At 53.7% G+C, this 24,820-nt stretch carries 18 protein-coding genes and 1 pseudogene; 14 read left to right on the top strand and 5 right to left on the bottom strand.

The genetic code is table 11. The features are described from left to right. Positions 1–12 precede the first annotated feature (12 nt). The 4 genes and pseudogenes from maeA (at position 13) to M2374_RS13550 (ending at position 4,485) form a co-directional block, all read left to right on the top strand. Positions 13–1,710: a malate dehydrogenase gene (gene maeA / locus M2374_RS13565; RefSeq protein ID WP_115258488.1), complete on the top strand. Its 1,698-nt coding sequence runs from the start codon at positions 13–15 to the stop codon at positions 1,708–1,710. Positions 1,711–2,020: 310 nt separating this feature from the next. Beyond that, on the top strand, positions 2,021–3,736 hold the full coding sequence (locus M2374_RS13560; RefSeq protein ID WP_181689092.1) for an ABC-F family ATP-binding cassette domain-containing protein: 1,716 nt from the start codon (positions 2,021–2,023) through the stop codon (positions 3,734–3,736). Positions 3,737–3,923: 187 nt separating this feature from the next. Beyond that, positions 3,924–4,201 (top strand): annotated as a pseudogene (locus M2374_RS13555) (type II toxin-antitoxin system RelE/ParE family toxin). Beyond that, positions 4,201–4,485 (top strand): HigA family addiction module antitoxin, encoded by a 285-nt coding sequence (locus M2374_RS13550; protein WP_096757032.1) that lies wholly within the window; start codon positions 4,201–4,203, stop codon positions 4,483–4,485. The pseudogene M2374_RS13555 and the gene M2374_RS13550 overlap by 1 nt, the downstream one beginning before the upstream one ends. A gap of 104 nt (positions 4,486–4,589) precedes the next feature. Here M2374_RS13550 and fdnI read toward each other — a convergent pair whose 3' ends face one another. Genes fdnI through fdnG form a run of 3 tightly spaced genes read right to left on the bottom strand, consistent with a single transcriptional unit; the run spans position 4,590 to position 9,184 of the window. Then, a complete protein-coding gene (fdnI, locus tag M2374_RS13545) occupies positions 4,590–5,246 on the bottom strand; it encodes a formate dehydrogenase-N subunit gamma (RefSeq protein ID WP_096757031.1) in 657 nt (218 codons plus the stop codon). Further along, a complete protein-coding gene (gene fdnH / locus M2374_RS13540) occupies positions 5,239–6,123 on the bottom strand; it encodes a formate dehydrogenase N subunit beta (RefSeq protein WP_115258486.1) in 885 nt (294 codons plus the stop codon). Before fdnH ends, fdnI begins: the two co-directional genes overlap by 8 nt. A gap of 13 nt (positions 6,124–6,136) precedes the next feature. Further along, positions 6,137–9,184, bottom strand: coding sequence for a formate dehydrogenase-N subunit alpha (gene fdnG / locus M2374_RS13535; protein ID WP_137398860.1), 3,048 nt, complete (start codon positions 9,182–9,184; stop codon positions 6,137–6,139). A 288-nt stretch (positions 9,185–9,472) separates the two neighbouring features. Here fdnG and yddG point away from each other — a divergent pair, with 288 nt between their 5' ends. The 3 genes from yddG (at position 9,473) to M2374_RS13520 (ending at position 12,418) form a co-directional block, all read left to right on the top strand. Then, positions 9,473–10,354 carry an aromatic amino acid efflux DMT transporter YddG gene (gene yddG / locus M2374_RS13530; RefSeq protein ID WP_117342800.1) on the top strand — a complete coding sequence of 294 codons (882 nt, stop codon included), beginning with the start codon at positions 9,473–9,475 and terminating at the stop codon, positions 10,352–10,354. Positions 10,355–10,814: 460 nt separating this feature from the next. After that, entirely contained in the window at positions 10,815–11,894 is a 1,080-nt protein-coding gene (gene ompD, locus M2374_RS13525; RefSeq protein ID WP_115258483.1) for a porin OmpD, read from the top strand. A gap of 143 nt (positions 11,895–12,037) precedes the next feature. Further along, positions 12,038–12,418: a GFA family protein gene (locus tag M2374_RS13520; protein ID WP_096759399.1), complete on the top strand. Its 381-nt coding sequence runs from the start codon at positions 12,038–12,040 to the stop codon at positions 12,416–12,418. Here the strand turns inward: M2374_RS13520 and M2374_RS13515 are convergent, their stop codons facing one another. Further along, positions 12,419–13,906, bottom strand: a complete 1,488-nt coding sequence (locus M2374_RS13515) for an MFS transporter (RefSeq protein ID WP_096757025.1) — start codon at positions 13,904–13,906, stop codon at positions 12,419–12,421. It abuts the gene before it with no gap. 116 nt (positions 13,907–14,022) lie between these two features. Between M2374_RS13515 and M2374_RS13510 the strand changes: the two genes are divergently transcribed. The 7 genes from M2374_RS13510 to M2374_RS13480 all read left to right on the top strand — a co-directional run bounded on the left by M2374_RS13510 (position 14,023) and on the right by M2374_RS13480 (position 23,920). After that, positions 14,023–14,601, top strand: coding sequence for a TetR family transcriptional regulator (locus tag M2374_RS13510; RefSeq protein ID WP_115258482.1), 579 nt, complete (start codon positions 14,023–14,025; stop codon positions 14,599–14,601). Positions 14,602–14,808: 207 nt separating this feature from the next. Then, positions 14,809–16,194, top strand: coding sequence for a NarK family nitrate/nitrite MFS transporter (locus tag M2374_RS13505; protein ID WP_096757020.1), 1,386 nt, complete (start codon positions 14,809–14,811; stop codon positions 16,192–16,194). 55 nt (positions 16,195–16,249) lie between these two features. After that, entirely contained in the window at positions 16,250–19,990 is a 3,741-nt protein-coding gene (locus M2374_RS13500) for a nitrate reductase subunit alpha (RefSeq protein ID WP_259155118.1), read from the top strand. Beyond that, the gene (narH, locus tag M2374_RS13495) at positions 19,987–21,531 is read left to right on the top strand and encodes a nitrate reductase subunit beta (RefSeq protein ID WP_115258480.1); all 1,545 of its coding nucleotides are present in this window, start codon (positions 19,987–19,989) and stop codon (positions 21,529–21,531) included. The genes M2374_RS13500 and narH overlap by 4 nt, the downstream gene beginning before the upstream one ends. Further along, positions 21,531–22,226 (top strand): nitrate reductase molybdenum cofactor assembly chaperone, encoded by a 696-nt coding sequence (gene narW, locus M2374_RS13490; protein ID WP_115258479.1) that lies wholly within the window; start codon positions 21,531–21,533, stop codon positions 22,224–22,226. Before narH ends, narW begins: the two co-directional genes overlap by 1 nt. Next, the gene (gene narI, locus M2374_RS13485; RefSeq protein ID WP_096757016.1) at positions 22,223–22,903 is read left to right on the top strand and encodes a respiratory nitrate reductase subunit gamma; all 681 of its coding nucleotides are present in this window, start codon (positions 22,223–22,225) and stop codon (positions 22,901–22,903) included. Before narW ends, narI begins: the two co-directional genes overlap by 4 nt. 120 nt (positions 22,904–23,023) lie before the next feature. Continuing rightward, entirely contained in the window at positions 23,024–23,920 is an 897-nt protein-coding gene (locus M2374_RS13480; RefSeq protein WP_181689091.1) for a PhzF family isomerase, read from the top strand. A 51-nt stretch (positions 23,921–23,971) separates the two neighbouring features. Here the strand turns inward: M2374_RS13480 and nhoA are convergent, their stop codons facing one another. Further along, the gene (nhoA, locus tag M2374_RS13475; protein ID WP_259155115.1) at positions 23,972–24,817 is read right to left on the bottom strand and encodes an N-hydroxyarylamine O-acetyltransferase; all 846 of its coding nucleotides are present in this window, start codon (positions 24,815–24,817) and stop codon (positions 23,972–23,974) included. Between the last annotated feature and the right edge of the window lie 3 nt (positions 24,818–24,820).

The following is a 24,820-nucleotide window of genomic DNA, read 5'->3' as shown; positions in this document are numbered from 1 at the left end:
AGAGTGAGTGACATGGAAAACGAAACTAACAAACTGCGTTCCCTTTACATCCCTTACGCTGGCCCGGTACTGCTGGAATTTCCCTTACTGAACAAAGGGAGTGCTTTCAGTGTGGAAGAACGCCGTAACTTCAACCTGCTGGGGTTACTGCCGGAAGTGGTCGAGACGATTGAAGAGCAGGCCGAACGCGCCTGGATCCAATATCAGGGATTCAAAACGGAAATCGACAAACATATCTACCTGCGCAACATTCAGGATACCAACGAAACCCTGTTTTACCGACTGGTACAAAACCATCTTGATGAGATGATGCCGGTTATCTATACCCCGACGGTGGGTGCCGCCTGTGAGCGTTTCTCCGAGATTTATCGTCGCGCGCGCGGCGTGTTTATCTCCTACCAGAACCGCCATAACATGGACGATATCCTGCAAAACGTCCCGAACCACAATATCAAAGTTATCGTCGTGACCGACGGTGAACGTATTCTGGGTCTTGGCGACCAGGGGATCGGCGGGATGGGCATTCCTATCGGCAAACTGTCGCTGTACACCGCCTGTGGCGGCATCAGCCCGGCCTATACCCTGCCGGTAGTGCTGGATGTCGGTACCAACAATCAGCAGTTGCTGAACGATCCGCTGTATATGGGCTGGCGTAATCCGCGCATCACCGACGATGAATACTACGAATTTGTTGATGAGTTCATCCAGGCGGTGAAACATCGCTGGCCCGAAGTGCTGCTGCAGTTTGAAGACTTCGCGCAGAAAAACGCCATGCCGTTGCTGACCCGCTATCGTGATGAAATTTGCTCGTTTAATGACGATATTCAGGGCACGGCGGCGGTTACCGTCGGGACGCTGATTGCGGCCAGCCGCGCGGCGGGCAGCCAGTTGAGCGAACAAAATATTGTCTTCCTTGGTGCGGGGTCCGCCGGTTGCGGGATTGCCGAGCAGATCATCGCGCAGATCCAGCGTGAAGGATTAAGCGAAGAGGCCGCGCGTCAGCGTGTGTTTATGGTTGACCGCTTTGGTCTGTTAACCGACAAAATGCCGAACCTGCTCTCGTTCCAGACCAAACTGGTGCAAAAACGCGAAAACCTGCAGCACTGGGATACGAAAGAAGATGTGCTGTCTCTGCTCGACGTGGTTCGCAACGTGAAGCCGGACATTCTGATTGGTGTCTCCGGTCAGACGGGCCTGTTTACCGAAGAAATTATTCGCGAGATGCACAAGCACTGTCCGCGCCCAATCGTCATGCCGCTGTCTAACCCGACATCACGCGTGGAAGCCACGCCGCAGGATATTATTGCCTGGACCGAAGGCAATGCGCTGGTGGCCACCGGTAGCCCGTTTGCCCCGGTCGCCTGGAAAGATAAAATCTACCCGATTGCCCAGTGTAACAACGCCTATATCTTCCCGGGTATCGGTCTTGGCGTGATCGCCTCTGGCGCCAAGCGCATCACTGATGAAATGCTGATGTCGGCCAGCGAAACGCTGGCACAGTATTCACCGCTGGTGTTGAACGGCGAAGGGCTGGTATTACCGGAACTGAAGGATATTCAGACCGTTTCCCGCGCCATAGCCTTTGCCGTAGGTAAAATGGCCCAGCAGCAAGGCATGGCAGTGAAAACATCGGCTGAAGCCCTGCAGCAGGCGATTGACGAGAATTTCTGGCAAGCAGAATATCGCGACTACCGTCGTACCTCTATCTGACGGTTTACCCGGCGGCGCCCTGCCGCCGGGTGTTCAACACTTGCACAATTCAGCGACTTGCGATTACACTTTCACCATCGATTAACATTCGGGAAAAAACTAAGGAGGATACTTATGCTGTACTGTGAACGTTTGATCGTTTCACATGCTTTTGGCGATCGCCAGTGCTCAAGCGTTATCGGTATCGTGCTGCGATAACTTCTGCTTGAGCGAAGCTAACTTCTAAATCCCCTTCTCTCGGGCTTACCGGGTTATCGTCAGCGATGTTTGACGAGGCGTTTTTACGTCTGTAACTCTTGAGTAAGCAACAATGAGCACATTACTAACCGCACAATCCTTACACGTTGATACGGCATTTGGCACGCTATTCGACGATCTCACTTTTACCCTGAAAAAAGGCGACCGCATTGGGCTTATCGGCTACAACGGCTGCGGAAAAAGCACGCTGTTAAAACTGCTGGATGGCACGATTTCTCCCACCAGCGGATCCATTGCCCAGGCACATCACTGTCATCTTGCGCGCGTAGAACAGCATTTACCGGATGAGATCCTGCCGCTAACGCTCCAGGAAGCCGTACTGGCACAACTTCCCGAGCATGAACGCGCGGGTCAGCAATGGCGGGTTGAGTCACTACTCGCAGAAATGGGCTTTACGCCGGAGAATTTGCACCTCACCGCACAAACGCTGAGCGGCGGCCAGCACACGCGCCTGCTGCTGGCCCGCGCGCTGATGCGCAATCCCGACCTGCTGTTGCTGGATGAACCGGGTAACCATCTGGATTTGCCCACATTGCTGTGGCTGGAGCAGTTTTTACAGCACTGGTCCGGCAGTTTTGTGGTGGTGTCTCACGATCCACAATTGCTGGATGCAGTGACGCACGGAACGTGGATCCTCCGGGATCATTCCCTGCATGCGTTCGATCTCCCCTGTAGTGCGGCGCGCCAGGCGTTGGTGGACAGAGATGCCAGCGATGCCCTGCGCCATAAGGCAGAACAAAAGGAAATCGATCGCGTTACTGCCAGCGCCAAACGCCTGGCCACCTGGGGACGGGTCTACGACAACGAAGATTTGTCTCGCAAAGCCAAACAGATGGAAAAACAAGTGCAGCGCCTGAAGGATGACCAGACGGATGTCACCGCCGGAAGTCAGTGGTCACTAACATTGAATGGCGATGCCCTGCGTGCTGACCGCTTGCTGGAAATGACAGACCTCCCCGTCTCTCCGGCAGCGGATGCGGCAACGCTGTTTTCCATTGCCGGTATTCGCATCAAAAGCGGCGATCGCGTGGCGATTGTCGGGCGTAACGGCTGTGGAAAATCGTCGCTATTAAAGCTTATCTGGCAGCAATATCAGACGCAAATGACCTCGACATCGCTGGTGCTGCACCCGCGGGTGACGCTGGGGTATTACGACCAGTCGCTCAACCAGCTTGCGGATGACGATTCGTTGTTCGAGGCTCTCGAGCCATTTGCCCCGCAGCCGGATGTGCGCAAAATGGCACTGATTAGCGCGGGGTTCCCGTGGATCCGCCACGCTCAACGGGTCAGCACCTTAAGCGGCGGCGAACGTTCGCGCCTGCTGTTTATCGGGCTGACACTTGCCCGCTATAGCCTGTTGATGCTCGACGAGCCGACCAACCATCTGGATATGGAAGGCAAAGAAGCGCTGGCGCACACGCTGCAACACTTCAGCGGCGGCGTGCTGCTGGTCAGTCATGACCGTCAGCTTATCCGCCAAAGCTGCAACCGCTTCTGGTTTATTGATGAGGGTGAACTTAGCGAATGGCACGACCTGGAAGCGATTAACGCCCGCATTCAGGAAACCGCCAGTGAGCTAGCGGCGAGCAAAACGGTGGCAGAGGTTGTTTCTGATCCGCATCATCATGGCGACGAAATACTGGAGAAACTTCTCGAGCTGGAGCTGCGGCTGTCCGATGACCTGGCACGCAAAACCAAACATCAAAAACCGCAGTTGCAGGCACAATGGCGCAAGGAGATTGAGCATCTGAATTCACTGCTGGACTAAAACGGTTGCCGGATGGCGGCATTATGTCGCCGTCTGGCGAATCTTGCGCGCCGCTTTCCATTTATCCCCCCGCCCGCTTTTCCTTTTACCGCACTCGCTGCACACTTTGGCAAAATTCGGCTATTAGTGTTGCGTTCAGCGGAACACTAATGATAATGTTCCTTTTGAGGGAACAAGGAAGGTATGGATGATCATGAACTTCAGACACAAAGGATTGCGCGACTTGTTTCTTCAGGGGCGAACATCAGCGTGACGGCGAAGCATGTCCGGCGATTGCGGCACCGACTTGCCGTTATTGATGCAGCGAGCCATGTAACAGATATCAATATGCCTGGTTATAAACTGCATGCGTTAACGGGCGATCGCGACGGCGTTTGGTCGATTTCTGTTTCAGGCAACTGGCGTATTACGTTTGAATTCGTTAATGGCGATGCATATATACTGGATTACGAGGACTATCATTGATGAAAATGGCTAATCATCCCCGTCCGGGGGATATTATTCAGGAAGCGCTGGATGAGTTAAACGTCAGCCTGCGCGAATTTGCCAGAGCAATGGAGATTGCCCCCTCAACCGCGAGCCGACTGTTAACGGGCAAGGCAGCATTAACCCCGGAAATGGCGATCAAACTTTCAGTGGTGATCGGCAGTTCGCCCGAAATGTGGTTGAATCTGCAGAATGCCTGGAGTCTGGCTGAAGCGCAAAAAAGCGTGGATATCTCACGTCTGCGCAAACTGGTAGCACAGTAACGGTATTGTAGGCTGAATAAACCTGCGCTATCCGGCAGGTCTTAATGGACAAAAAAATGGCGCTACATCGGTAGCGCCATTTTTATCAGCAGAACGTCAATGGGTTATTGCAGCCCTTGCTCGTTCTCTTTTTTGGCTTCGGCTTTTTCGACTTCGCGATACCAGCGTGGGTGATGCTTCTTCGCCCAGCGGCGGCTGACCTTCCCTTCGACCATGCCTTTAATCGATCCTTTCACCCAAAATGCCATGTACATATGGATGAGGATGGCGTGCATCAAAATAATACCCGCCGCAGCGTGGATCAGCAGGCTGTAACGCACAACCTGCATTGGGAAGAACTGCGCAAAGTACGGACGCCAGATAATCACCCCGGTGATCAACAGCACAAAAATCATGCTCATGATCGACCAGAACATCATTTTTTGTCCGGCGTTGTACTTACCGACGTCCGCCACTTTGTGTTCATTGCCCTTCAGCACTTCCACAATGTTTTTCAGCCACGGAATATCTTTCTTATCCGGGATGTTGTGGTGCACAAAGCGCACAAACATGAACATCAGCGCGACGAAAATCAGCAGACCGAAGAATGGGTGCAAAATGCGGCCCATTTGCGGTGTACCGAAGGTCTGCGTCAGCCACTGCAGCGTCGGGAAGAAAAACGAAATCCCCGACAGCGACACCAGAAAGAAGCAGATCACCACTGTCCAGTGACAGGCGCGGTCGATAAACTTCGTGCGCACAATCATTTTCGACTTACTCATGATGATCCTCCTCGTCGTCGTCCACTTCCTTGTTCGGGCCAATACCGATGTAGTGATAAATCAGCCCGGCGAAGGTGGCGATAAATCCGGCGGCGGCCAGCGGTTTCAGTGCCCCTTTCCACAGATTGATAGAAGTATCTATCTGCGGATCTTTTGGCAAACCGTGGTACAACTCCGGCTGGTTGGCGTGATGCAGGACGTACATAACGTGCGTTCCACCCACACCCTGCGGGTTGTAGACACCGGCATGTTCGTAGCCGCGCGATTTCAGTTTCTCCACGCGCTGCTCGGCCATTTCCAGCATCTCTTGCTTGGTGCCGAAATGTATCGCCCCGGTCGGACACGTTTTCACGCAGGCAGGTTCCTGCCCGACGCTCACGCGATCCACACACAGCGTACATTTATACACGCGGTTATCCTCTTTATTGAGGCGCGGAATATTAAATGGACACCCGGCAATACAGTAACCGCAGCCAATGCAATGCTCTGACTGGAAATCAACAATCCCGTTGGCGTACTGGATGATGGCTCCGGCAGACGGGCACGCCTTCAGGCAGCCCGGATCTTCACAGTGCATACAGCCGTCTTTACGAATCAACCATTCCAGCTTGCCATTCTGTTCGGTTTCGGTAAAACGCATCACCGTCCAGGATTTGGCGCTGAGATCGGCAGGGTTGTCGTACACCCCGACGCAATGGCCGACTTCATCACGGATATCGTTCCACTCTGAACATGCCACCTGACAGGCTTTACACCCAATACAAGTGGAAACGTCAATCAGCTTCGCGACTTCTGCTTTGTAATCACGTGCCTGAGGAGGCGGCGTGATGGAGTTGGTAGCGGACCTTTTGATGATGTCCTGCGTTTCCATAGACATATGATCGCCTCCCTTACGCCTTCTCGATGTTAACTAAAAACGCTTTGTATTCCGGCGTTTGCGAGTTTGCATCACCGACATTTGGTGTCAGGGTGTTGGCGATAAAGCCTTTACGCGCGACTCCTTCAAAGCCCCAGTGAATCGGGATCCCCACCGTCTCTACCTGCTGACCGTTGACGTTCAGCGAGCGCAGACGACGCGTCACCACCGCAACCGCACGAATGAACCCGCGCTTGCTGCTGACTTTCACGTGATCGCCGTTGGCAATCCCTTTCGCCGCCGCCAGCGTTTCGCTGATTTCCACAAACTGCTCTGGCTGGGCAATCGCATTCAACAACGCGTGCTTGGTCCAGGTGTGGAAATGTTCGGTCAGACGATAGGTCGTACCAACATATGGGAAGTCATTCTTGTTCCCCATACGTAACGCATCCGCTTCGTACAAACGTGCAGCCGGGTTAGAGATGACGTTCGGGTGCAGCGGGTTGGTGCCCAGCGGCGTTTCCATCGGCTCGTAGTGTTCCGGGAACGGCCCTTCCGCCAGCTTGTCGATGGCGAACAGACGACCCAGACCTTCCGGTTGCATGATAAACGGATTGGTCGCGCTACCTGGCGGTGCGTTGTTGAAGTCCGGGATATCGTTACCCGTCCACTTCGTTCCGTTCCACTTGATCAGCATACGCTTCGGATCCCACGGTTTACCCTGCGGATCGACCGATGCGCGGTTATACAGCACGCGGCGGTTCAGTGGCCATGCCCATGCCCAACCCAGCGTATTCCCCAGCCCCGACGGGTCAGAGTTATCGCGGTTAGCCATCTGGTTGCCCTGCTCGGTCCAGCTACCGGTGTAAATCCAGCAGGAGGATGCCGTGGTACCGTCATCACGCAGCAGCGCAAAGCTGTTCAGCAACTGGCCTTTCTTCGCAACCAGCACGCCGTTGGCATCATAGAGATCTTCCAGCGCATAGCCGTTGTTCTCTTTCGCCACTTCTTCTGAATGCGGTTCGTCCGGCTGCTTGTAGCTCCAGCTCATTTTTAGTACTGGCTCTACGCCTTTACCACCTTCAGTGCGATACATATTGCGCAGACGATGGTAAATACCGGCCAGAATTTCGCCGTCATTGCGCGCTTCGCCCGGTGCATCCTGACCTTTCCAGTGCCACTGCAGCCAGCGTCCAGAGTTGGCAATTGAGCCGTCTTCTTCCGCAAAGCAGGTTGATGGCAGACGGAACACTTCGGTCTGGATAGTCGACGGATCGACATCGTTCGACTCGCCATGGTTTTGCCAGAACGTTGAGGTTTCTGTCACCAGCGGATCGATAACCACCAGATACTTCAGTTTGCTCAGCGACTGCACCACTTTGTTTTTGTCCGGGAAGGACGCAACCGGGTTAAAGCCCTGACAGATGTAGCCGGTGACTTTCCCGCTATCCATCATGTTGAAGTATTTAATGACGTCGTAGGACTGATCCCACTTCGGCAGCCAGTTAAAGCCCCAGTCATTGTCTTTCTGCGCCGCATCGCCGTAGAAAGATTTCATCAGGCTAACGAAGAACTTAGGATAGTTACCCCAGTAGTTCACCTGATCGGCCAGCGTGGCTTTTGGCGTATTCGCCGTCAGATACGTTTGCAGATCGGTCTGTTTCTCAGACGGCAGCGTCAGATAGCCCGGCAGGCTGGTAGACAGCAGACCTAAGTCGGTTAACCCCTGAATGTTGGAGTGACCGCGCAAAGCGTTGACGCCGCCACCGGCCATCCCCATGTTACCCAACAGCAACTGGATCATCGCCATGGTGCGGATGTTCTGCGCGCCCACGGTATGCTGAGTCCAGCCCAGTGCGTACAGGAAGGTGGTGGTACGATCGGCCGCGCTGGTAGAGGCCAGCACTTCACACACTTTCAGGAAGTCGGCTTTTGGCGTACCGCAGATGTTTTCCACCACGTCCGGCGTATAGCGGGAAACGTGCTGTTTCAGCAAGTTCCAGACACAGCGCGGATGGGACAGCGTTTCATCGCGTTTGGCGTAGCCGTTTTCATCGAACTGGTAGTTCCACGACGATTTATCGTATTGACGTTTTTCTGCGTCGTAGCCGCTGAACAGACCCTCTTCGAAAGCAAAATCATCCCGCACCAGCAGGCTGGCGTTGGTATAGTGCTTAACGTATTCAGCGTTAATTTTGTTGTTTTCAATCAGGTACAGCAACACACCGGAAAGGAACGTAATGTCCGTACCGGAACGAATCGGCGCGTAAATATCCGCGACGGAGGCTGTACGTGTAAAACGGGGATCGACAACAATCAGCGTGGCATCATTGTTGTTCTTGGCTTCCATCGCCCAGCGGAATCCCACCGGATGTGCTTCAGCGGCGTTACCGCCCATCACCATCACGACGTTAGCGTTTTTGATATCAACCCAGTGGTTGGTCATCGCACCGCGACCAAATGTTGGAGCAAGACTTGCTACCGTTGGTCCGTGTCAGACGCGCGCCTGGTTATCTACCGCCAGCATGCCGAGTGAGCGCACAAATTTTTGCGTCAGCATGCCGGTTTCATTACTTGCCGCAGATGCGCACAGCATCCCGGTTGAAAGCCAGCGGTTTACCGTTACACCCTGCTCATTCTTCTCAATGAAGTTGGCGTCACGGTCAGCTTTCATTAATTTTGCAATGCGGGTGAATGCTTCATCCCAGCTAATGCGCTGCCATTTATCGGAACCCGGTGCACGATATTCAGGATAACGTAAACGGTTTTCACTGTGTACGTAGTCCAGCAATCCTGCGCCCTTCGGACATAATGCCCCACGGCTCACCGGATGATCCGGATCCCCCTCGATATGGTAAATCGATTCTTTGGCATTTTTTGCTCCATCACCCAGGCTATACATTAATAGCCCGCAACCTACGGAACAGTATGTGCAGGTGTTTCGGATCTCTTTCGCGCGTATCAGCTTGTAATTTCGCGCCTGAGCCAGAGCCATCTTGGGTGCAAAACCCAGTGCGGCTACTGTTGTTCCCGCCATACCGCCCGCGCAGATTTTAAAGAATTGTCTGCGGCTGACGTCCATTGCTTTCCTCTTTTTTGCAGGGATGCGTACACTGGCACCTTCTCGTTGCACTAAAGCGGCAGCTTGAAAGGTGATGTGTACAACTTCGCGACGAAACTAACAGCTATATCCATAAATTTTTTGCGTCAAATCAATAACGAAACGGTTCCGCTACTAAATAGTGCAGTTTGTTTAACCCTCATACCCACAAGGGGTTAGCCAAAAGCTAATTCGTTAGCGTGCTACGACCTAAAAGTGCTATACATTTCAGCTCCATTTTTTTGCCAGTACTATGGACAGACAAACCGAATGACAAAACAAAAAGCAACGTTGATTGGGCTTATCGCCATCATACTCTGGAGCACCATGGTTGGGCTGATCCGTGGCGTTAGCGAGGGACTGGGGCCTGCAGGCGGCGCTGCCATGATCTTTTCTTTAAGCGGTCTGCTGCTAATATTCACCGTTGGCTTCCCGAATATCCGTCAGTTTCCTGTTCGCTATTTAATCGCCGGCAGCGTACTGTTCGTTAGCTATGAAATATGTTTAGCGTTAGCGCTGGGCTATGCCGCCACCCGCCACCAGGCGATTGAGGTCGGTATGGTTAATTATCTCTGGCCCAGCCTGACCATATTGTTTGCGATATTATTTAATGGTCAAAAAACAACCTGGCTGGTTATCCCCGGATTAATCGTGGCATTGACCGGCGTTTGCTGGGTATTAGGTGGAGATAATGGACTTAACTTAGGTGAAATTATCAGCAACGTCGCCAGTAGCCCGCTCAGTTATTTTCTCGCTTTTCTTGGCGCATTTATCTGGGCGACCTATTGCACTGTGACCAATAAATATGCAAAAGGCTTTAATGGCATCACCGTGTTCGTTTTACTGACGGCCACCAGTTTGTGGATTTATTATTTTATTACGCCACAACCTGAGATGGTGTTCAGCACGCCAGTGACCATTAAACTGTTTACCGCCGCATTAACCTTAGGATTTGCCTATGCGGCGTGGAATATAGGTATCCTGCACGGGAACGTCACGGTTATGGCCGTTGGCTCTTATTTCACACCGGTCCTCTCTTCAGCACTTGCCGCCGTGCTGCTGAGCGCCCCGCTGTCATTTTCGTTCTGGCAAGGTGCACTGATGGTCTGTGCTGGCTCTTTGCTGTGCTGGCTGGCAACACGCCGCGCCTGAAAAAAGACGCCGGGTGGAGCCTAAAAACGAAATCCGGTTATATTATCGTCACATTAATGGATATTTATTGTTCATTCTGCTTGTGTTTTATGTTTTATTTTGTTTAATTAAATGTTAAATATATGGTAATTAATTAACCCGTGAAAGTATTGCATGGTTATCTATATCCCTCTAAATGTATATATTACACATGCGAAATTAACGCTAATTAAACCATAGTCAGCATAATAGTTCCTTGTGTAAATATACCCATATCGATAAATCACATATTACGACTAATATAATCAGTTGTATTAAGTAGATCTAGATCACACAACTTCAAATATTCTGCAATATTATGAAACTTATTATTGAACTCATACCACAAGGTCATTTAAAAATAGTTCGCCATTGACGAACCCCTTCGTTTAGCAATGGTTTAGGAATCACACCAAGAAGAAAATTATAAGGATTATTTAGAATGAAACTTAAATTAGTTGCAGTGGCAGTGACTTCCCTGTTGGCAGCAGGTGCGGTAAACGCAGCTGAGGTATATAACAAAGACGGCAACAAACTGGATCTGTACGGTAAAGTTCACGCTCAGCATTACTTCTCTGACGACAACGGCAGCGATGGCGACAAAACTTACGCACGTATGGGCTTCAAAGGCGAAACCCAGATCAACGACCAGTTGGTTGGTTATGGCCAGTGGGAATACGAATTTAAAGGCAACCGTTCTGAAAGTCAGGGTTCCGAAGCAGACAAAACCCGTCTGGCATTCGCTGGCCTGAAATTCGCTGAATACGGTTCTTTCGACTACGGCCGTAACTACGGCGTAGCTTACGACATCGGCGCATGGACCGACGTTCTGCCTGAGTTCGGTGGTGATACCTGGACCCAGACTGACGTGTTCATGACCCAGCGTGCTACCGGCGTTGCAACCTACCGTAACACCGACTTCTTCGGTCTGGTTGAAGGTCTGAACTTTGCCGCGCAGTACCAGGGTAAAAATGACCGTAGCGACGTTCAAGAAGCGAATGGCGACGGTTTTGGTCTGTCTACCACTTATGAGTACGAAGGCTTCGGTGTAGGTGCAACCTATGCGAAATCTGACCGTACCGACGAGCAGAACAACCGTAACAACATCTTCAAAGCTAATGGTGAAAACGCTGAAGTATGGGCTGCTGGCCTGAAATATGATGCGAACAACATCTACCTGGCAACCACCTACTCTGAAACCCGCAACATGACCACTTATGGTTCCAACGTTGCCGGTATCGCTGAGAAAGCGCAGAACTTTGAAGCTGTGGCTCAGTACCAGTTCGACTTCGGTCTGCGTCCGTCCATCGCTTACCTGAAATCCAAAGGTAAAGACATTGCCGTCTTCGGCGACCAGGATCTGGTTGAATACGTAGACCTGGGTGCGACCTACTACTTCAACAAAAACATGTCCACCTTCGTTGATTACAAAATCAACCTGCTGGATGACAACAACTTCACACGTATTGCTGGTGTAAGCACCGACAACGTTGTGGCTGTTGGCCTGAACTACCAGTTCTAATTTTGTTGTAAGTGAAATACAAAGCCAGTCCTCTACGGGCTGGCTTTTTCTCTTGAAGTAGACTCGGTCATAAGGAGTATGACGTGCAGACGTTCACAGGTCGTTGTCTTTGCGGACAAAGTAATTTTACCGTTAACGTCGACATGCTTGATGTCTATGCCTGCCACTGCACGCTGTGCCAGAAGTGGTCTGGCGGCATCGCCATGTATCTGGAAGCCAGCGGTCATCCGCTGATGTCGCCAGAATCTGCGGAACCTTCGCACTTTCCTTCTTCAAATCGTGGTGAACGTTTCTTCTGTTCCGGTTGCGGGTGCCCGCTGTGGTTTACGCTGACCGACAGCGAACGCTACTTTATTCCGTGGACATTGCTGGAACTGAACGAAGTAGACCGCCGCCGCCTGATTTTAGCGGCAGAGATCTACACCGAAACACAGCCTGCGTTCTGGAGACTGACGGGGCAATACGCTCGACTGAGTGGAAAAGAAGTCGAAGAGATGGATTACCCCTGCCATTTAGCCCACTAGTTATTGCTGTTTCACTTTTGCCAGACTGAACCACATTCCTACCGCCAGGACGATCAGCATGCTGCCCGCGCTGCTCAATGCCACGCTATGCGACCAGGTAAAGGCGTCTCTGGCGGCCGTCAACAGCGCCTCACTGAGTGAGGGCGGAAGCGAGTGCGCCAGCTGTACCGCTTCCCCCATCGATGATGAGGCGCGCTCAAGCTCCTGCGGGTTAAGTCCTGCAGGCGGCAGAATTGACGCGGAAAAACTGCGGCTTAGCAGTAAACCAAAAATCGCGATCCCCAGACCCGCACCCAACTCGTAGGCCATGGTTTCGATAGCCCCGGCAGCGGCCGCTTTTTCTGCGGGTGCCGCCGCCATAATGGCCGCCGTGGAGGCTAACAGCGCGCTGGCGGCACTGAAGCCCAACAGGGCCATTAATATCCAGGCCTGGATCTGCTGGGTGCTAAAATCGGTCATCGCCAGCCCATAGAAGCTGACGGCACTCAGCGCCATGCCCGCGGTAGCCACGCAACGTAGTCCCAGACGCGATACCAGCATCCCGGCAATCGGCCCGCTGAATCCACTGGCCAGCATCACCGGCAGCATAAAGAGACCCGCCTGATACGGTGTTAATCCGTGCACAAACTGCAGTTCCTGGGCCATTAATAGTTCAAAGCCTACCAGGGTTATCATCGCGGTCATTGCCATGACAACGCCGCTTAAGATAATGCGATGGGTAAACAGTCGCATATCGATCATCGGGCGCGATGCGGCAAGCTGGATGCGCACGAACTGCCCCAGCAGTAAAGCACCCACCAACAGCGTCAGCACAATCACGCCCGTCGCGATGTGTCCCTTCAGCGCCGTTTTCGCGCTATACACCAGCAGCAGAATGGCGACAATCAGCATAATCGCATGACCGAAATTTAATGACTGATCGCGACGACCGGTTTGGCGCGGAACGTAACGCGCGGTCAATGCCATCACCACTAACACAATCGGCACATTGATTAAGAATACAGAACCCCAATAGAAGTGCTCCAGCAGCATACCGCCAACCAGCGGACCAAATGCTGCCCCGCCGGAACCGACCGCCGCCCAGACGCCAAGCGCCATATTACGGTGGCGCTGTTCAGCAAAGGTCGCACGAATACCGGCCAGCGTCGCCGGGACGATCATTGCCGCACCAATTGCCAACACGGCGCGCGTGGCGATAAGCCATCCGGCGGTATGGGCAAAGGCTGCAGCCAGCGAGGCCAGACCAAACAGGCCTCCGCCCAACAGCAGCAGGCGTTTAAAGCCAATGCGATCGCCCAGTGCCCCCATCGGCAGCACCATCCCTGCCATCACCAGGGAATAAATATCAATGATCCACAGCAGCTCGTTACCACTGGCACCCAGCGTCATACTCAGCGTGGGCGCGGCAACGTGCAGCACCGTTGCATCAATCGCAACAGGGATGTAGACCAGCACAATAATCACTAACGTTAACCACTGACGAAACATAAAACTCCCTACAAAACTTAAACTGGACACATGTCCAGCTTTAACGATCCTACGGAAAATTGAACATATGTCCAACTTTTTGTTAGACTGCCTTCAACGTAGGTAGAGGGGGATGTATGAGTTATTTGAATCGGGATGAACGTCGGGAAGTGATTCTGCAGGCGGCAATGCGCGTCGCGCTGGAAGAAGGGTTTAGCGCCATGACGGTACGACGCATTGCAACCGAGGCGAAAGTGGCGACCGGCCAACTGCATCACCATTTCACGTCAGCCGGTGAGCTTAAGTCTCAGGCGTTTGTTCGTCTGATTCGTACCCTGCTTGATGCGGAACAGGTCAGCGAAGGTGCGACCTTCCGCGAGCAACTCCACGCTATGCTTGGCAGTGATGACGGCGGGTTTGAGCCGTACATTAAACTCTGGCGAGAAGCGCAGATCCTGGCTGACAAAGACCCCGAAATCAAAAGCGCCTACCTACTGACCATGCGCATGTGGCATGAAGAAACAACGGCGATCATTCTTCGCGGCCAGCAAGAAGGTGAGTTTTTGGCCGAACCGGATGCCGCCGACGTCGCCTGGCGCTTGATCGGTCTCGTGTGTGGCCTCGACGGTATGTATGCGCTGGGGATGTCAGAAATGGCGGATCCGGCCTTTACACGGCATCTGGATCGAATGATTCGTCTGGAGCTGTTTAGTTAATGTTATTGATACATTAATAATGTATCTTTTATATTTACAATTAGTAACACATAAGCAACGCTTAATTCTCCACTCACTCCGCACTATTGCGCTTTTTTATCTATCCTTTCATTCAATATTCTTAACGCTTTTCAATAATTTCTAATCAGGGCCAGTACGGCTCTGTATGCGTTTATTTCTTGAACGACGTGCGCATGTGAGGATAATATGTCACCTTCAAATGAGAAAAATAATCGTTATCTTTTAACCGACTGGAAACCAGAAAATGCCGCCTTTTGGGAAAATAAAGGCAAGCATATTGCCAGAAGAAACCTCTGGATATCAGTCAGTTGTCTCCTTCTTGCGTTCTGTGTCTGGATGCTATTTAGCGCCGTAGCAGTAAACTTAAATAAAATTGGTTTTAATTTCACCACCGATCAACTTTTTTTATTAACCGCATTACCGTCCCTTTCTGGTGCAATATTACGCGTCCCCTACTCCTTTATGGTGCCTATATTTGGCGGCCGCCGCTGGACGGTTTTTAGCACTGCGATTCTTGTTATCCCGTGCCTGTGGCTCGGATTTGCGGTGCAAAATACAGCTACTCCGTTTGGCGTATTTATCGTTATTGCGCTGATGTGTGGTTTTGCTGGCGCCAACTTTGCCTCCAGCATGGGCAATATCAGTTTCTTCTTCCCGAAAGCGAAGCAAGGCAGCGCACTCGGCGTTAACGGCGGTCTCGGCAATCTGGGCGTCAGCGTGATGCAATTGATCGCTCCACTGGTGATTTTTCTGCCTATTTTTACCTTCCTCGGCGTCCAGGGCGTGCCGCAACCTGATGGTTCGTTACTGTCATTGACCAACGCCGCCTGGATTTGGGTGCCGTTGCTGCTGCTCTCCACTCTGGCAGCGGGCATTGGCATGAACGATATCGCCAGTTCCAAAGCCTCTATCGCCTCACAGCTGCCGGTACTGAAGCGTTTTCATCTGTGGCTGTTAAGCCTGTTGTATCTCGCCACCTTCGGTTCATTTATCGGTTTTTCCGCCGGGTTTGCCATGCTGGCCAAAACCCAGTTTCCTGACGTAAATATTCTGCAACTGGCGTTCTTTGGGCCGTTTATCGGCGCACTGGCGCGCTCTGCGGGCGGCGTTATCTCGGACAAGTTTGGCGGTGTGCGGGTGACGTTAATCAACTTTATGTTTATGGCACTGTTTAGCGGCCTGCTGTTCCTCACCTTGCCGGGTTCGGGTTCTGGAAACTTCACCGCCTTCTACCTGGTGTTTATGGGACTGTTCCTGACCGCCGGTCTGGGCAGCGGCTCAACTTTCCAGATGATTGCGGTGATCTTTCGCAAAATAACCATTTACCGCGTGAAATTGCACGGTGGTACGGAAGAACAGGCCCAGCGCGAAGCGGTAACCGACACCGCAGCGGCCCTTGGTTTTATCTCGGCCATTGGCGCAGTGGGTGGTTTCTTTATTCCGAAAGCCTTCGGTACCTCGCTGGCGCTGACTGGATCACCAGTGGGCGCCATGAAAATATTTTTAGTGTTTTACATCGTCTGCGTGCTGGTGACCTGGCTGGTCTATGGCCGCAAATCACAAAAAAAATAACAACTATTTGGCCTGCAGATCGTAGGCAGCGTCCATTAGGAGCAGGAGAAATGTCATGAGTAAACTGTTGGATCGCTTTCGTTACTTTAAACAAAAGGGCGATACGTTTGCCGACGGGCACGGGCAAGTCATGCACACCAATAGGGATTGGGAAGACAGCTATCGTCAGCGCTGGCAGTTCGATAAAATTGTCCGCTCGACCCACGGCGTCAACTGTACCGGCTCATGCAGCTGGAAAATCTACGTTAAAAACGGCCTGGTCACCTGGGAAACCCAGCAAACTGACTATCCACGCACCCGCCCGGACCTGCCCAACCATGAACCTCGCGGATGCCCGCGCGGTGCCAGCTATTCCTGGTATCTTTACAGCGCCAACCGCCTGAAATACCCGCTGGTGCGTAAACGCCTGGTCGAACTGTGGCGCGACGCCCTTTCCCGCCAGCCCGACCCGGTGCTGGCGTGGGAATCCATTATGCACGATCCGCAAAAGTGCCAGAGCTACAAACAGGTACGCGGACGTGGCGGATTTATCCGTTCCAACTGGAAAGAGTTAAATCAACTGATCGCCGCCGCTAACGTCTGGACGGTGAAAACCTACGGCCCGGATCGCGTAGCCGGATTCTCCCCCATCCCTGCCATGTCGATGGTCTCCTACGCAGCGGGGACACGCTATCTGTCGCTGCTCGGCGGCACCTGCCTGAGCTTCTATGACTGGTACTGTGACTTGCCTCCAGCCTCACCTATGACCTGGGGCGAGCAGACTGACGTGCCGGAATCCGCCGACTGGTATAACTCCAGCTATATCATTGCCTGGGGCTCAAACGTTCCGCAGACCCGTACGCCAGATGCTCACTTCTTTACCGAAGTCCGCTATAAAGGCACCAAGACCATCGCTATTACGCCGGACTACTCGGAAGTTGCCAAGCTGTGCGATCAGTGGCTGGCACCGAAGCAAGGCACTGACAGCGCGCTGGCGATGGCCATGGGTCACGTTATCCTCAAAGAATTCCATCTTGATAAGCCCAGCGACTACTTCATCAACTATTGCCGCCGTTATACCGATATGCCGATGTTGGTGCTGCTGGATGCCCGGGAAGACGGTAGCTTTGTACCAGGACGGATGATGCGCGCCTCGGACCTCGTCGACGGACTGGGTGAAAGTAATAACCCTGAATGGAAAACCGTGGCCTTCAACAACGCCGGTGAACTGGTGGTACCGAATGGTTCTATTGGTTTTCGCTGGGGCGAAAAAGGCAAATGGAACCTCGAGTCGCTGGCTGCCGGCACGGAAACAGAACTGTCCCTGTCATTACTCGGCCAGCATGATGAGGTGGCGGGTGTGGCGTTCCCCTATTTTGGTGGTAACGAAAATCCGCATTTTCGCAGCGTGAATCAGGAGCCGGTGCTGGTGCGTAAACTACCGGTTAAGCACCTTACCCTCACTGATGGCCGCCGTTGTCCGGTGGTCAGCGTGTACGATTTAGTCCTGGCGAACTACGGGCTCGATCGCGGACTCGATGATGACCTCGCGGCCCGTGATTACAGTGAGATTAAAGCCTACACCCCGGCCTGGGGCGAACAAATCACCGGCGTGCCTCGCCGTCATATCGAACAAATTGCCCGTGAATTTGCCGATACCGCGCACAAAACCCATGGTCGTTCGATGATCATCCTCGGGGCAGGCGTCAACCACTGGTACCACATGGACATGAACTACCGTGGGATGATTAACATCCTGGTGTTCTGTGGCTGTGTCGGTCAAAGCGGCGGCGGCTGGGCGCACTATGTAGGACAGGAAAAACTGCGCCCGCAGACCGGCTGGTTACCGTTGGCCTTTGCGCTGGACTGGAACCGCCCTCCGCGTCAGATGAACAGCACCTCGTTTTTCTACAACCATTCCAGCCAGTGGCGCTATGAAAAAGTCACCGCCCAGGAGTTGCTCTCTCCGCTGGCCGACGCGTCGAAATTTACCGGACATCTGATCGATTTCAACGTCCGTGCCGAGCGTATGGGCTGGCTGCCTTCTGCCCCACAGCTCAACCTGAACCCATTAACCGTTAAAGCCCGAGCGGAACAGACGGGATTATCTCCAGCGGAATACACCGCGCAGGCGCTGAAGTCCGGTGATATCCGCATGGCCTGTGAGCAACCGGACAACGGCAGTAACCACCCGCGTAACCTGTTTGTCTGGCGTTCGAACCTGCTTGGCTCCTCCGGCAAAGGGCATGAATACATGCTCAAATATTTGCTGGGTACCGAAAGCGGTATTCAGGGTGAAGCACTGGGCGATAGCGAGGGTATTAAACCTGAAGAGGTGGAATGGCAAACGGCGGCCATCGAAGGCAAGCTTGACCTGCTGGTCACGCTTGATTTCCGTATGTCCAGCACCTGCCTGTTCTCCGATATCGTGTTGCCGACCGCCACCTGGTATGAAAAAGACGACATGAATACCTCGGATATGCATCCGTTTATTCACCCCCTGTCAGCGGCGGTTGATCCGGCCTGGGAATCCAAAAGCGACTGGGAGATTTACAAGGGCATTGCCAAAGTGTTCTCCGAGGTCTGCGTGGGGCATCTGGGCCAGGAAACCGATGTGGTGCTGCAACCGCTCCAGCATGACTCTCCGGCAGAGCTGTCGCAGCCGTTTGATATTCAGGACTGGCGCAAGGGTGAATGTGACCTCATTGCCGGTAAAACGGCGCCCAATATTACGGTTGTCGAACGCGACTACCCTGCCACTTACGAACGCTTTACCTCGCTCGGTCCGCTAATGGATAAACTGGGTAACGGCGGGAAAGGCATCTCGTGGAACACCCAGGCTGAAGTCGATTTCCTCGGTAAGCTGAACTACACCAAGCGTGAAGGCCCGGCGAAAGGCCGACCGCTGATCGACACCGCGTTGGACGCGTCTGAAGTGATCCTCGCGTTGGCGCCAGAAACCAACGGTCAGGTGGCGGTGAAAGCCTGGCAAGCCCTGGGGGCGATGACCGGGCGTGATCACACGCATCTGGCTCTGAACAAAGAAGACGAGAAGATTCGTTTTCGCGATATTCAGGCACAGCCGCGCAAAATCATCTCCAGCCCAACCTGGTCGGGTCTTGAAAGCGAGCATGTCTCCTACAACGCCGGCTATACCAACGTACACGAACTGATCCCATGGCGCACCCTGTCCGGTCGCCAGCAGCTGTATCAGGATCACGCGTGGATGCGTGCCTTTGGCGAAAGCCTGGTGGCTTATCGACCGCCAATCGATACCCGTAGCGTGACGGAAATGCGTGAGGTTCCACCGAACGGCTTCCCGGAAAAAGCGCTGAATTTCCTGACGCCGCACCAGAAATGGGGCATCCACTCCACGTACAGCGAAAACCTGCTGATGCTGACGCTGTCGCGCGGCGGGCCGATTGTCTGGATCAGTGAAACCGACGCCAAAGAGCTGGGGATCGAGGATAACGACTGGATCGAAGCCTTCAATGCCAACGGCGCGTTGACCGCCCGTGCGGTGGTCAGCCAGCGTGTGCCGCCGGGAATGACCATGATGTACCACGCACAGGAGCGAATCATGAATATCCCCGGTTCTGAAGTTACCGGCATGCGCGGTGGTATTCACAACTCAGTGACCCGCGTGTGTCCGAAACCGACGCACATGATCGGCGGCTATGCGCAGCTGTCCTACAGCTTTAACTACTACGGCACCGTCGGCTCTAACCGCGATGAATTCATCATGATTAGAAAAATGAAAAATATTGACTGGCTGGATGATGAAGGTCGCGATCAGGTACAGGAGGCGAAAAAATGAAAATACGCTCACAGGTAGGCATGGTTCTTAATCTGGATAAGTGCATCGGCTGCCACACCTGCTCCGTCACCTGTAAAAACGTCTGGACCGGACGTGAAGGTATGGAATACGCATGGTTTAACAACGTCGAAACCAAACCGGGGATTGGTTACCCCAAAAACTGGGAAGATCAGGAAGAGTGGCAAGGCGGCTGGGTTCGCGACGTTAACGGTAAAATCAGACCGCGCCTGGGCGGCAAAATGGGCGTGATCACCAAAATTTTTGCCAACCCGGTGATCCCGCAAATTGATGATTACTACGAGCCGTTCACCTACGATTACCAGCATCTGCATAGCGCACCGGAAGGCAAACATCAGCCCACCGCCCGTCCGCGTTCGCTGATTGATGGCAAACGGATGGACAAGATTATCTGGGGGCCAAACTGGGAAGAACTGCTCGGCGGCGAGTTTTCTAAGCGCGCGCGCGATCGTAACTTCGAGAAGATGCAAAAGGAGATGTACGGCCAGTTCGAAAACACCTTCATGATGTATCTGCCGCGCCTGTGTGAACACTGCCTGAACCCGAGCTGTGTGGCGACCTGCCCGAGCGGTGCCATCTACAAGCGTGAAGAAGACGGCATTGTGTTGATCGACCAGGATAAATGCCGCGGCTGGCGTTTGTGTATCAGCGGTTGCCCGTATAAGAAAATCTACTTTAACTGGAAGAGCGGCAAGTCGGAAAAATGTATTTTCTGCTATCCGCGCATTGAATCCGGCCAGCCGACGGTGTGTTCAGAAACCTGCGTCGGACGCATTCGCTATCTCGGCGTCCTGCTGTACGACGCCGACCGCATTGAAGAAGCGGCCAGCACCGAGCATGAAACCGATCTCTACGAGCGCCAGTGCGACGTGTTCCTCAACCCGAACGATCCAGCGGTCATTGAAGAAGCGCTGAAACAGGGTATTCCGCAAAACGTGATTGACGCCGCCCAGCGCTCGCCGGTCTACAAAATGGCAATGGACTGGAAGCTGGCTCTGCCGCTGCATCCGGAGTATCGCACCCTACCAATGGTCTGGTATGTGCCGCCGTTGTCACCGATTCAGTCGATCGCCGACGCCGGTGGCCTGCCGCACAATGGCAATATCCTGCCCGCGGTAGAATCGCTGCGTATTCCAGTGCAATACCTCGCCAACATGCTCAGCGCGGGCGATACCGGCCCGGTGCTGCGCGCGCTGAAACGTATGATGGCGATGCGCCACTACATGCGCTCGCAAACCGTTGAAGGTGTCACCGATACCCGCGCTATCGACGAAGTCGGGTTGAGCGTGGAGCAGGTCGAAGAGATGTATCGCTATCTGGCGATTGCCAACTACGAAGACCGCTTCGTGATCCCGACCAGCCACCGCGAAATGGCCCGTGATGCCTTCCCGGAGAAAAACGGCTGCGGCTTTACCTTCGGCGATGGCTGCCACGGTTCAGATACCAAATTCAACCTGTTCAACAGCAGCCGCATTGATGCTATCGACATCACCGAAGTGCGCGATAAAGCGGAGGGTGAATAATGCAGATCCTCAAGGTTATCGGGCTGTTGATGGAGTATCCGGATGAATTGCTGTGGGAATGTAAGGACGATGCGCTGGCGCTGGTCGCCAGTGATGCACCGATGCTGAGCGAGTTCACCCGCGAATTGTTAAGTGCCCCGCTGCTGGATAAGCAAGCCGAATGGTGCGAGGTGTTTGACCGGGGGCGCGCCACCTCGCTGCTGCTGTTTGAACATGTTCATGCGGAATCACGCGATCGCGGTCAGGCGATGGTTGACCTGCTGGCTCAGTACGAAAAGGTCGGGTTACAGCTCGCCTGCCGTGAGCTGCCTGATCACCTGCCGCTGTATCTGGAGTATTTGAGCGTGCTGCCGGAGGCAGAGGCTAAAGAGGGATTGCAAAATGTCGCGCCGATCCTGGCGCTGCTTGGCGGGCGCTTAAAGCAGCGTGATACCCCATGGTATCAGCTGTTTGACGCCCTTCTCATGCTGGCGGGCAGTCCGCTTTCAAGTGACAGTGTCACGAAACAGGTCGGCGCAGAAACCCGTGACGATACCCGACAGGCGCTCGACGCTGTATGGGAAGAGGAACAGGTGAAGTTCATTGAGGATAACGCCACCGCCTGTGACAGTTCACCGTTGCAAAGCTACCAACGGCGCTTTAGCCAGGACGTGGCGCCACAGTATGTTGACGTCAGCTCGGGAGGCCCGAAATGATACAGTACCTGAACGTCTTTTTTTACGACATCTACCCGTATCTGTGCGGGACAGTGTTTATCCTCGGCAGCTGGCTACGCTACGACTACGGCCAGTACACCTGGCGCGCCTCCTCCAGTCAGATGCTGGACAAACGCGGCATGGTGTTGTGGTCAAACCTGTTTCACATCGGCATTTTGGGGATTTTCTTCGGCCATCTGTTTGGCATGTTAACCCCGCACTGGATGTACGCCTGGTTCCTGCCTATCGCAGTGAAGCAGCAAATGGCGATGATTGCGGGCGGGATTTGCGGCGTGCTGACGCTGGTAGGCGGCGCGGGTTTGCTGGTTCGTCGTCTGACGAATTCGCGAATTCGCGCGACATCCTCTACCGCTGATATTCTGATCCTGTGTGTTCTGCTGGTTCAGTGTATCCTCGGTCTGACCACCATTCCGTTCTCAGCACAACATCCGGACGGCAGTGAAATGCTGAAACTGGTGGGCTGGGCGCAGTCGGTGGTGACCTTCCAGGGCGGCGCGTCTGCGCATCTGGATGGCGTGGCGCTAATTTTCCGCGTCCATCTGGTTCTGGGGATGACCATCTTCCTGCTGTTCCCGTTCACTCGTCTGGTCCACGTGTGGAGCGCGCCGGTCGAATATTTCACCCGTCGTAACCAGATCGTCCGTTCTCGCCGATAAATTCGCGTTGTATTGCCAAATCCGGCCTACAGGGAGATTCCGTAGGCCGGATAAGACGCAGGGCGTCGCCATCCAGCATTTTGCACGTTATGATGCTTCTCCACTCCAGGGAGAACGCCAATGAAACCACAGGTTTACCACGTCGATGCCTTTACTCCACACCCGTTTCGCGGCAATTCCGCAGGCGTTGTGCTGCATGCTGACGGACTGAGTGAGGCGCAGATGCAGCTGATTGCGCGTGAACTGCGTCATTCTGAAACCGCTTTTCTGCTCACCAGCGACGACAGTGACGTGCGTATTCGCTATTTCACGCCAACGGTCGAAGTACCTATCTGTGGGCACGCCACCGTCGCCGCACACTATGTTCGCGCCAGCGTGCTTGGACTGGGCAATACGACCGTCTGGCAAACGTCGTTGGCCGGGCGTCACCGCGTTGATATTCATGCTGAAAATAACGGCTATCGCATCAGTCTGGAACAGGGTACGCCGACTTTTGAGCCGCCGCTGGAGGGACCCACGCGTGCAGCCATCATCGCCGCCCTGCATCTGACCGAAGACGATATACTGCCGGGACTGCCGCTCCAGATTGCCTCGACCGGACATTCGAAAGTGATGATCCCGTTGAAACCGGAGGTCGACCTCGACGCCCTGTCCCCGGACCTGTCGGCATTAATCGCGATCAGCCAGCACATTGGCTGCAACGGCTTCTTCCCGTTTCAGATTCGACCAGGGGAAAATGCCACTGATGGTCGGATGTTTTCACCGGCGATTGGCATTGTGGAGGATCCGGTCACCGGCAATGCCAATGGTCCAATGGGCGCATGGCTGGTGCACCACAACCTAATGGCTCATGACGGAAAAATCTTGCATGTTCAGGGGCATCAAGGCCGTGCGCTGGGACGCGACGGCATTGTCGAGGTGACGGTGGCAATCCAGGACAATCAGCCGCAAAAAGTGACGATTACCGGTGCGGCGGTGATCCTGTTTCATGCCGAATGGGCGATAGATTTTAATTGAGTCGGTAAGCCGGATAAGACGCATCGCGTCGCTATCCGGCAAATCATCACCCTATTTACCCGCCTCCGGATGCGTATCAAACGCCGCCATCACCGTTGCCAGTTCCGCCTCGGTAAAGCCGTGTTTGGCATCATCAACTCCCAGACCAAAGCGGTCCTGTAACAGGGCATACAGGCTCGCGACGTCAGGTAAGTTAATCTGCTCTACCGCATGGCCCGCTTCATAGTGCGTAAAATGGAAGTTGGTCAGGGTCAGCTTACCGCCGTCTGGCAGATGACGACACATCAGCAGGTGATGGCGAAAATGCGACTGTGGCCAATGCGCGGACCAGAAGTTACCTATCAGATGATCGCTCTGATGCTGAGTGACCAGATCGAAGTGGTACATCGATTGCCAGTGCTCATGATGACGGAACTGCAGGATCCAGTCCTCGTCTTCCCGAATCAGCCGATATTCACCGTGCGGTGTCTGCTGTTCAATGTCGGCCTGCAGACGAATCGGCGCGGTTAGCGTTTGTCCGCCAAAACCAACATCGGCAATCCACGTTTCACCTTGCAATTCGACCAGTAACAGTCGATGCGTGCGCGGCGGCAAGCTGGGCGGATTTGCCAGCACCACCCGCCCAAGTAAACTGCGCACGGTAAAGCCAATCTCCCGCAGCGCACGCTCAAATACCCCATTCTGCTCAAAGCAATAGCCGCCGCGACGCGCGCCCACCAGTTTCTCTTCCAGCGACTGATCGTCGAGCTGCATTTCTCGCGGCAGCAGCACATCGAGATTTTCAAACGGAATCGCACCGTTGTGCAGTAAATGCAGCGTCTGCAAAGTGTCAATGTTGACGTTAGCCGTACCTGACCAGCCAATACGGGAAAAATAAGCGGTTAAAAAAGGCGTCATACG

Source organism: Citrobacter sp. JUb117 (genome assembly GCF_024809055.1).
In the GTDB taxonomy this organism is placed as follows: Bacteria; Pseudomonadota; Gammaproteobacteria; order Enterobacterales; family Enterobacteriaceae; genus Citrobacter; species Citrobacter gillenii.
Note: the sequence above shows the minus strand (reverse complement) of the source record. Positions and strands in the feature narration are given on the sequence as shown.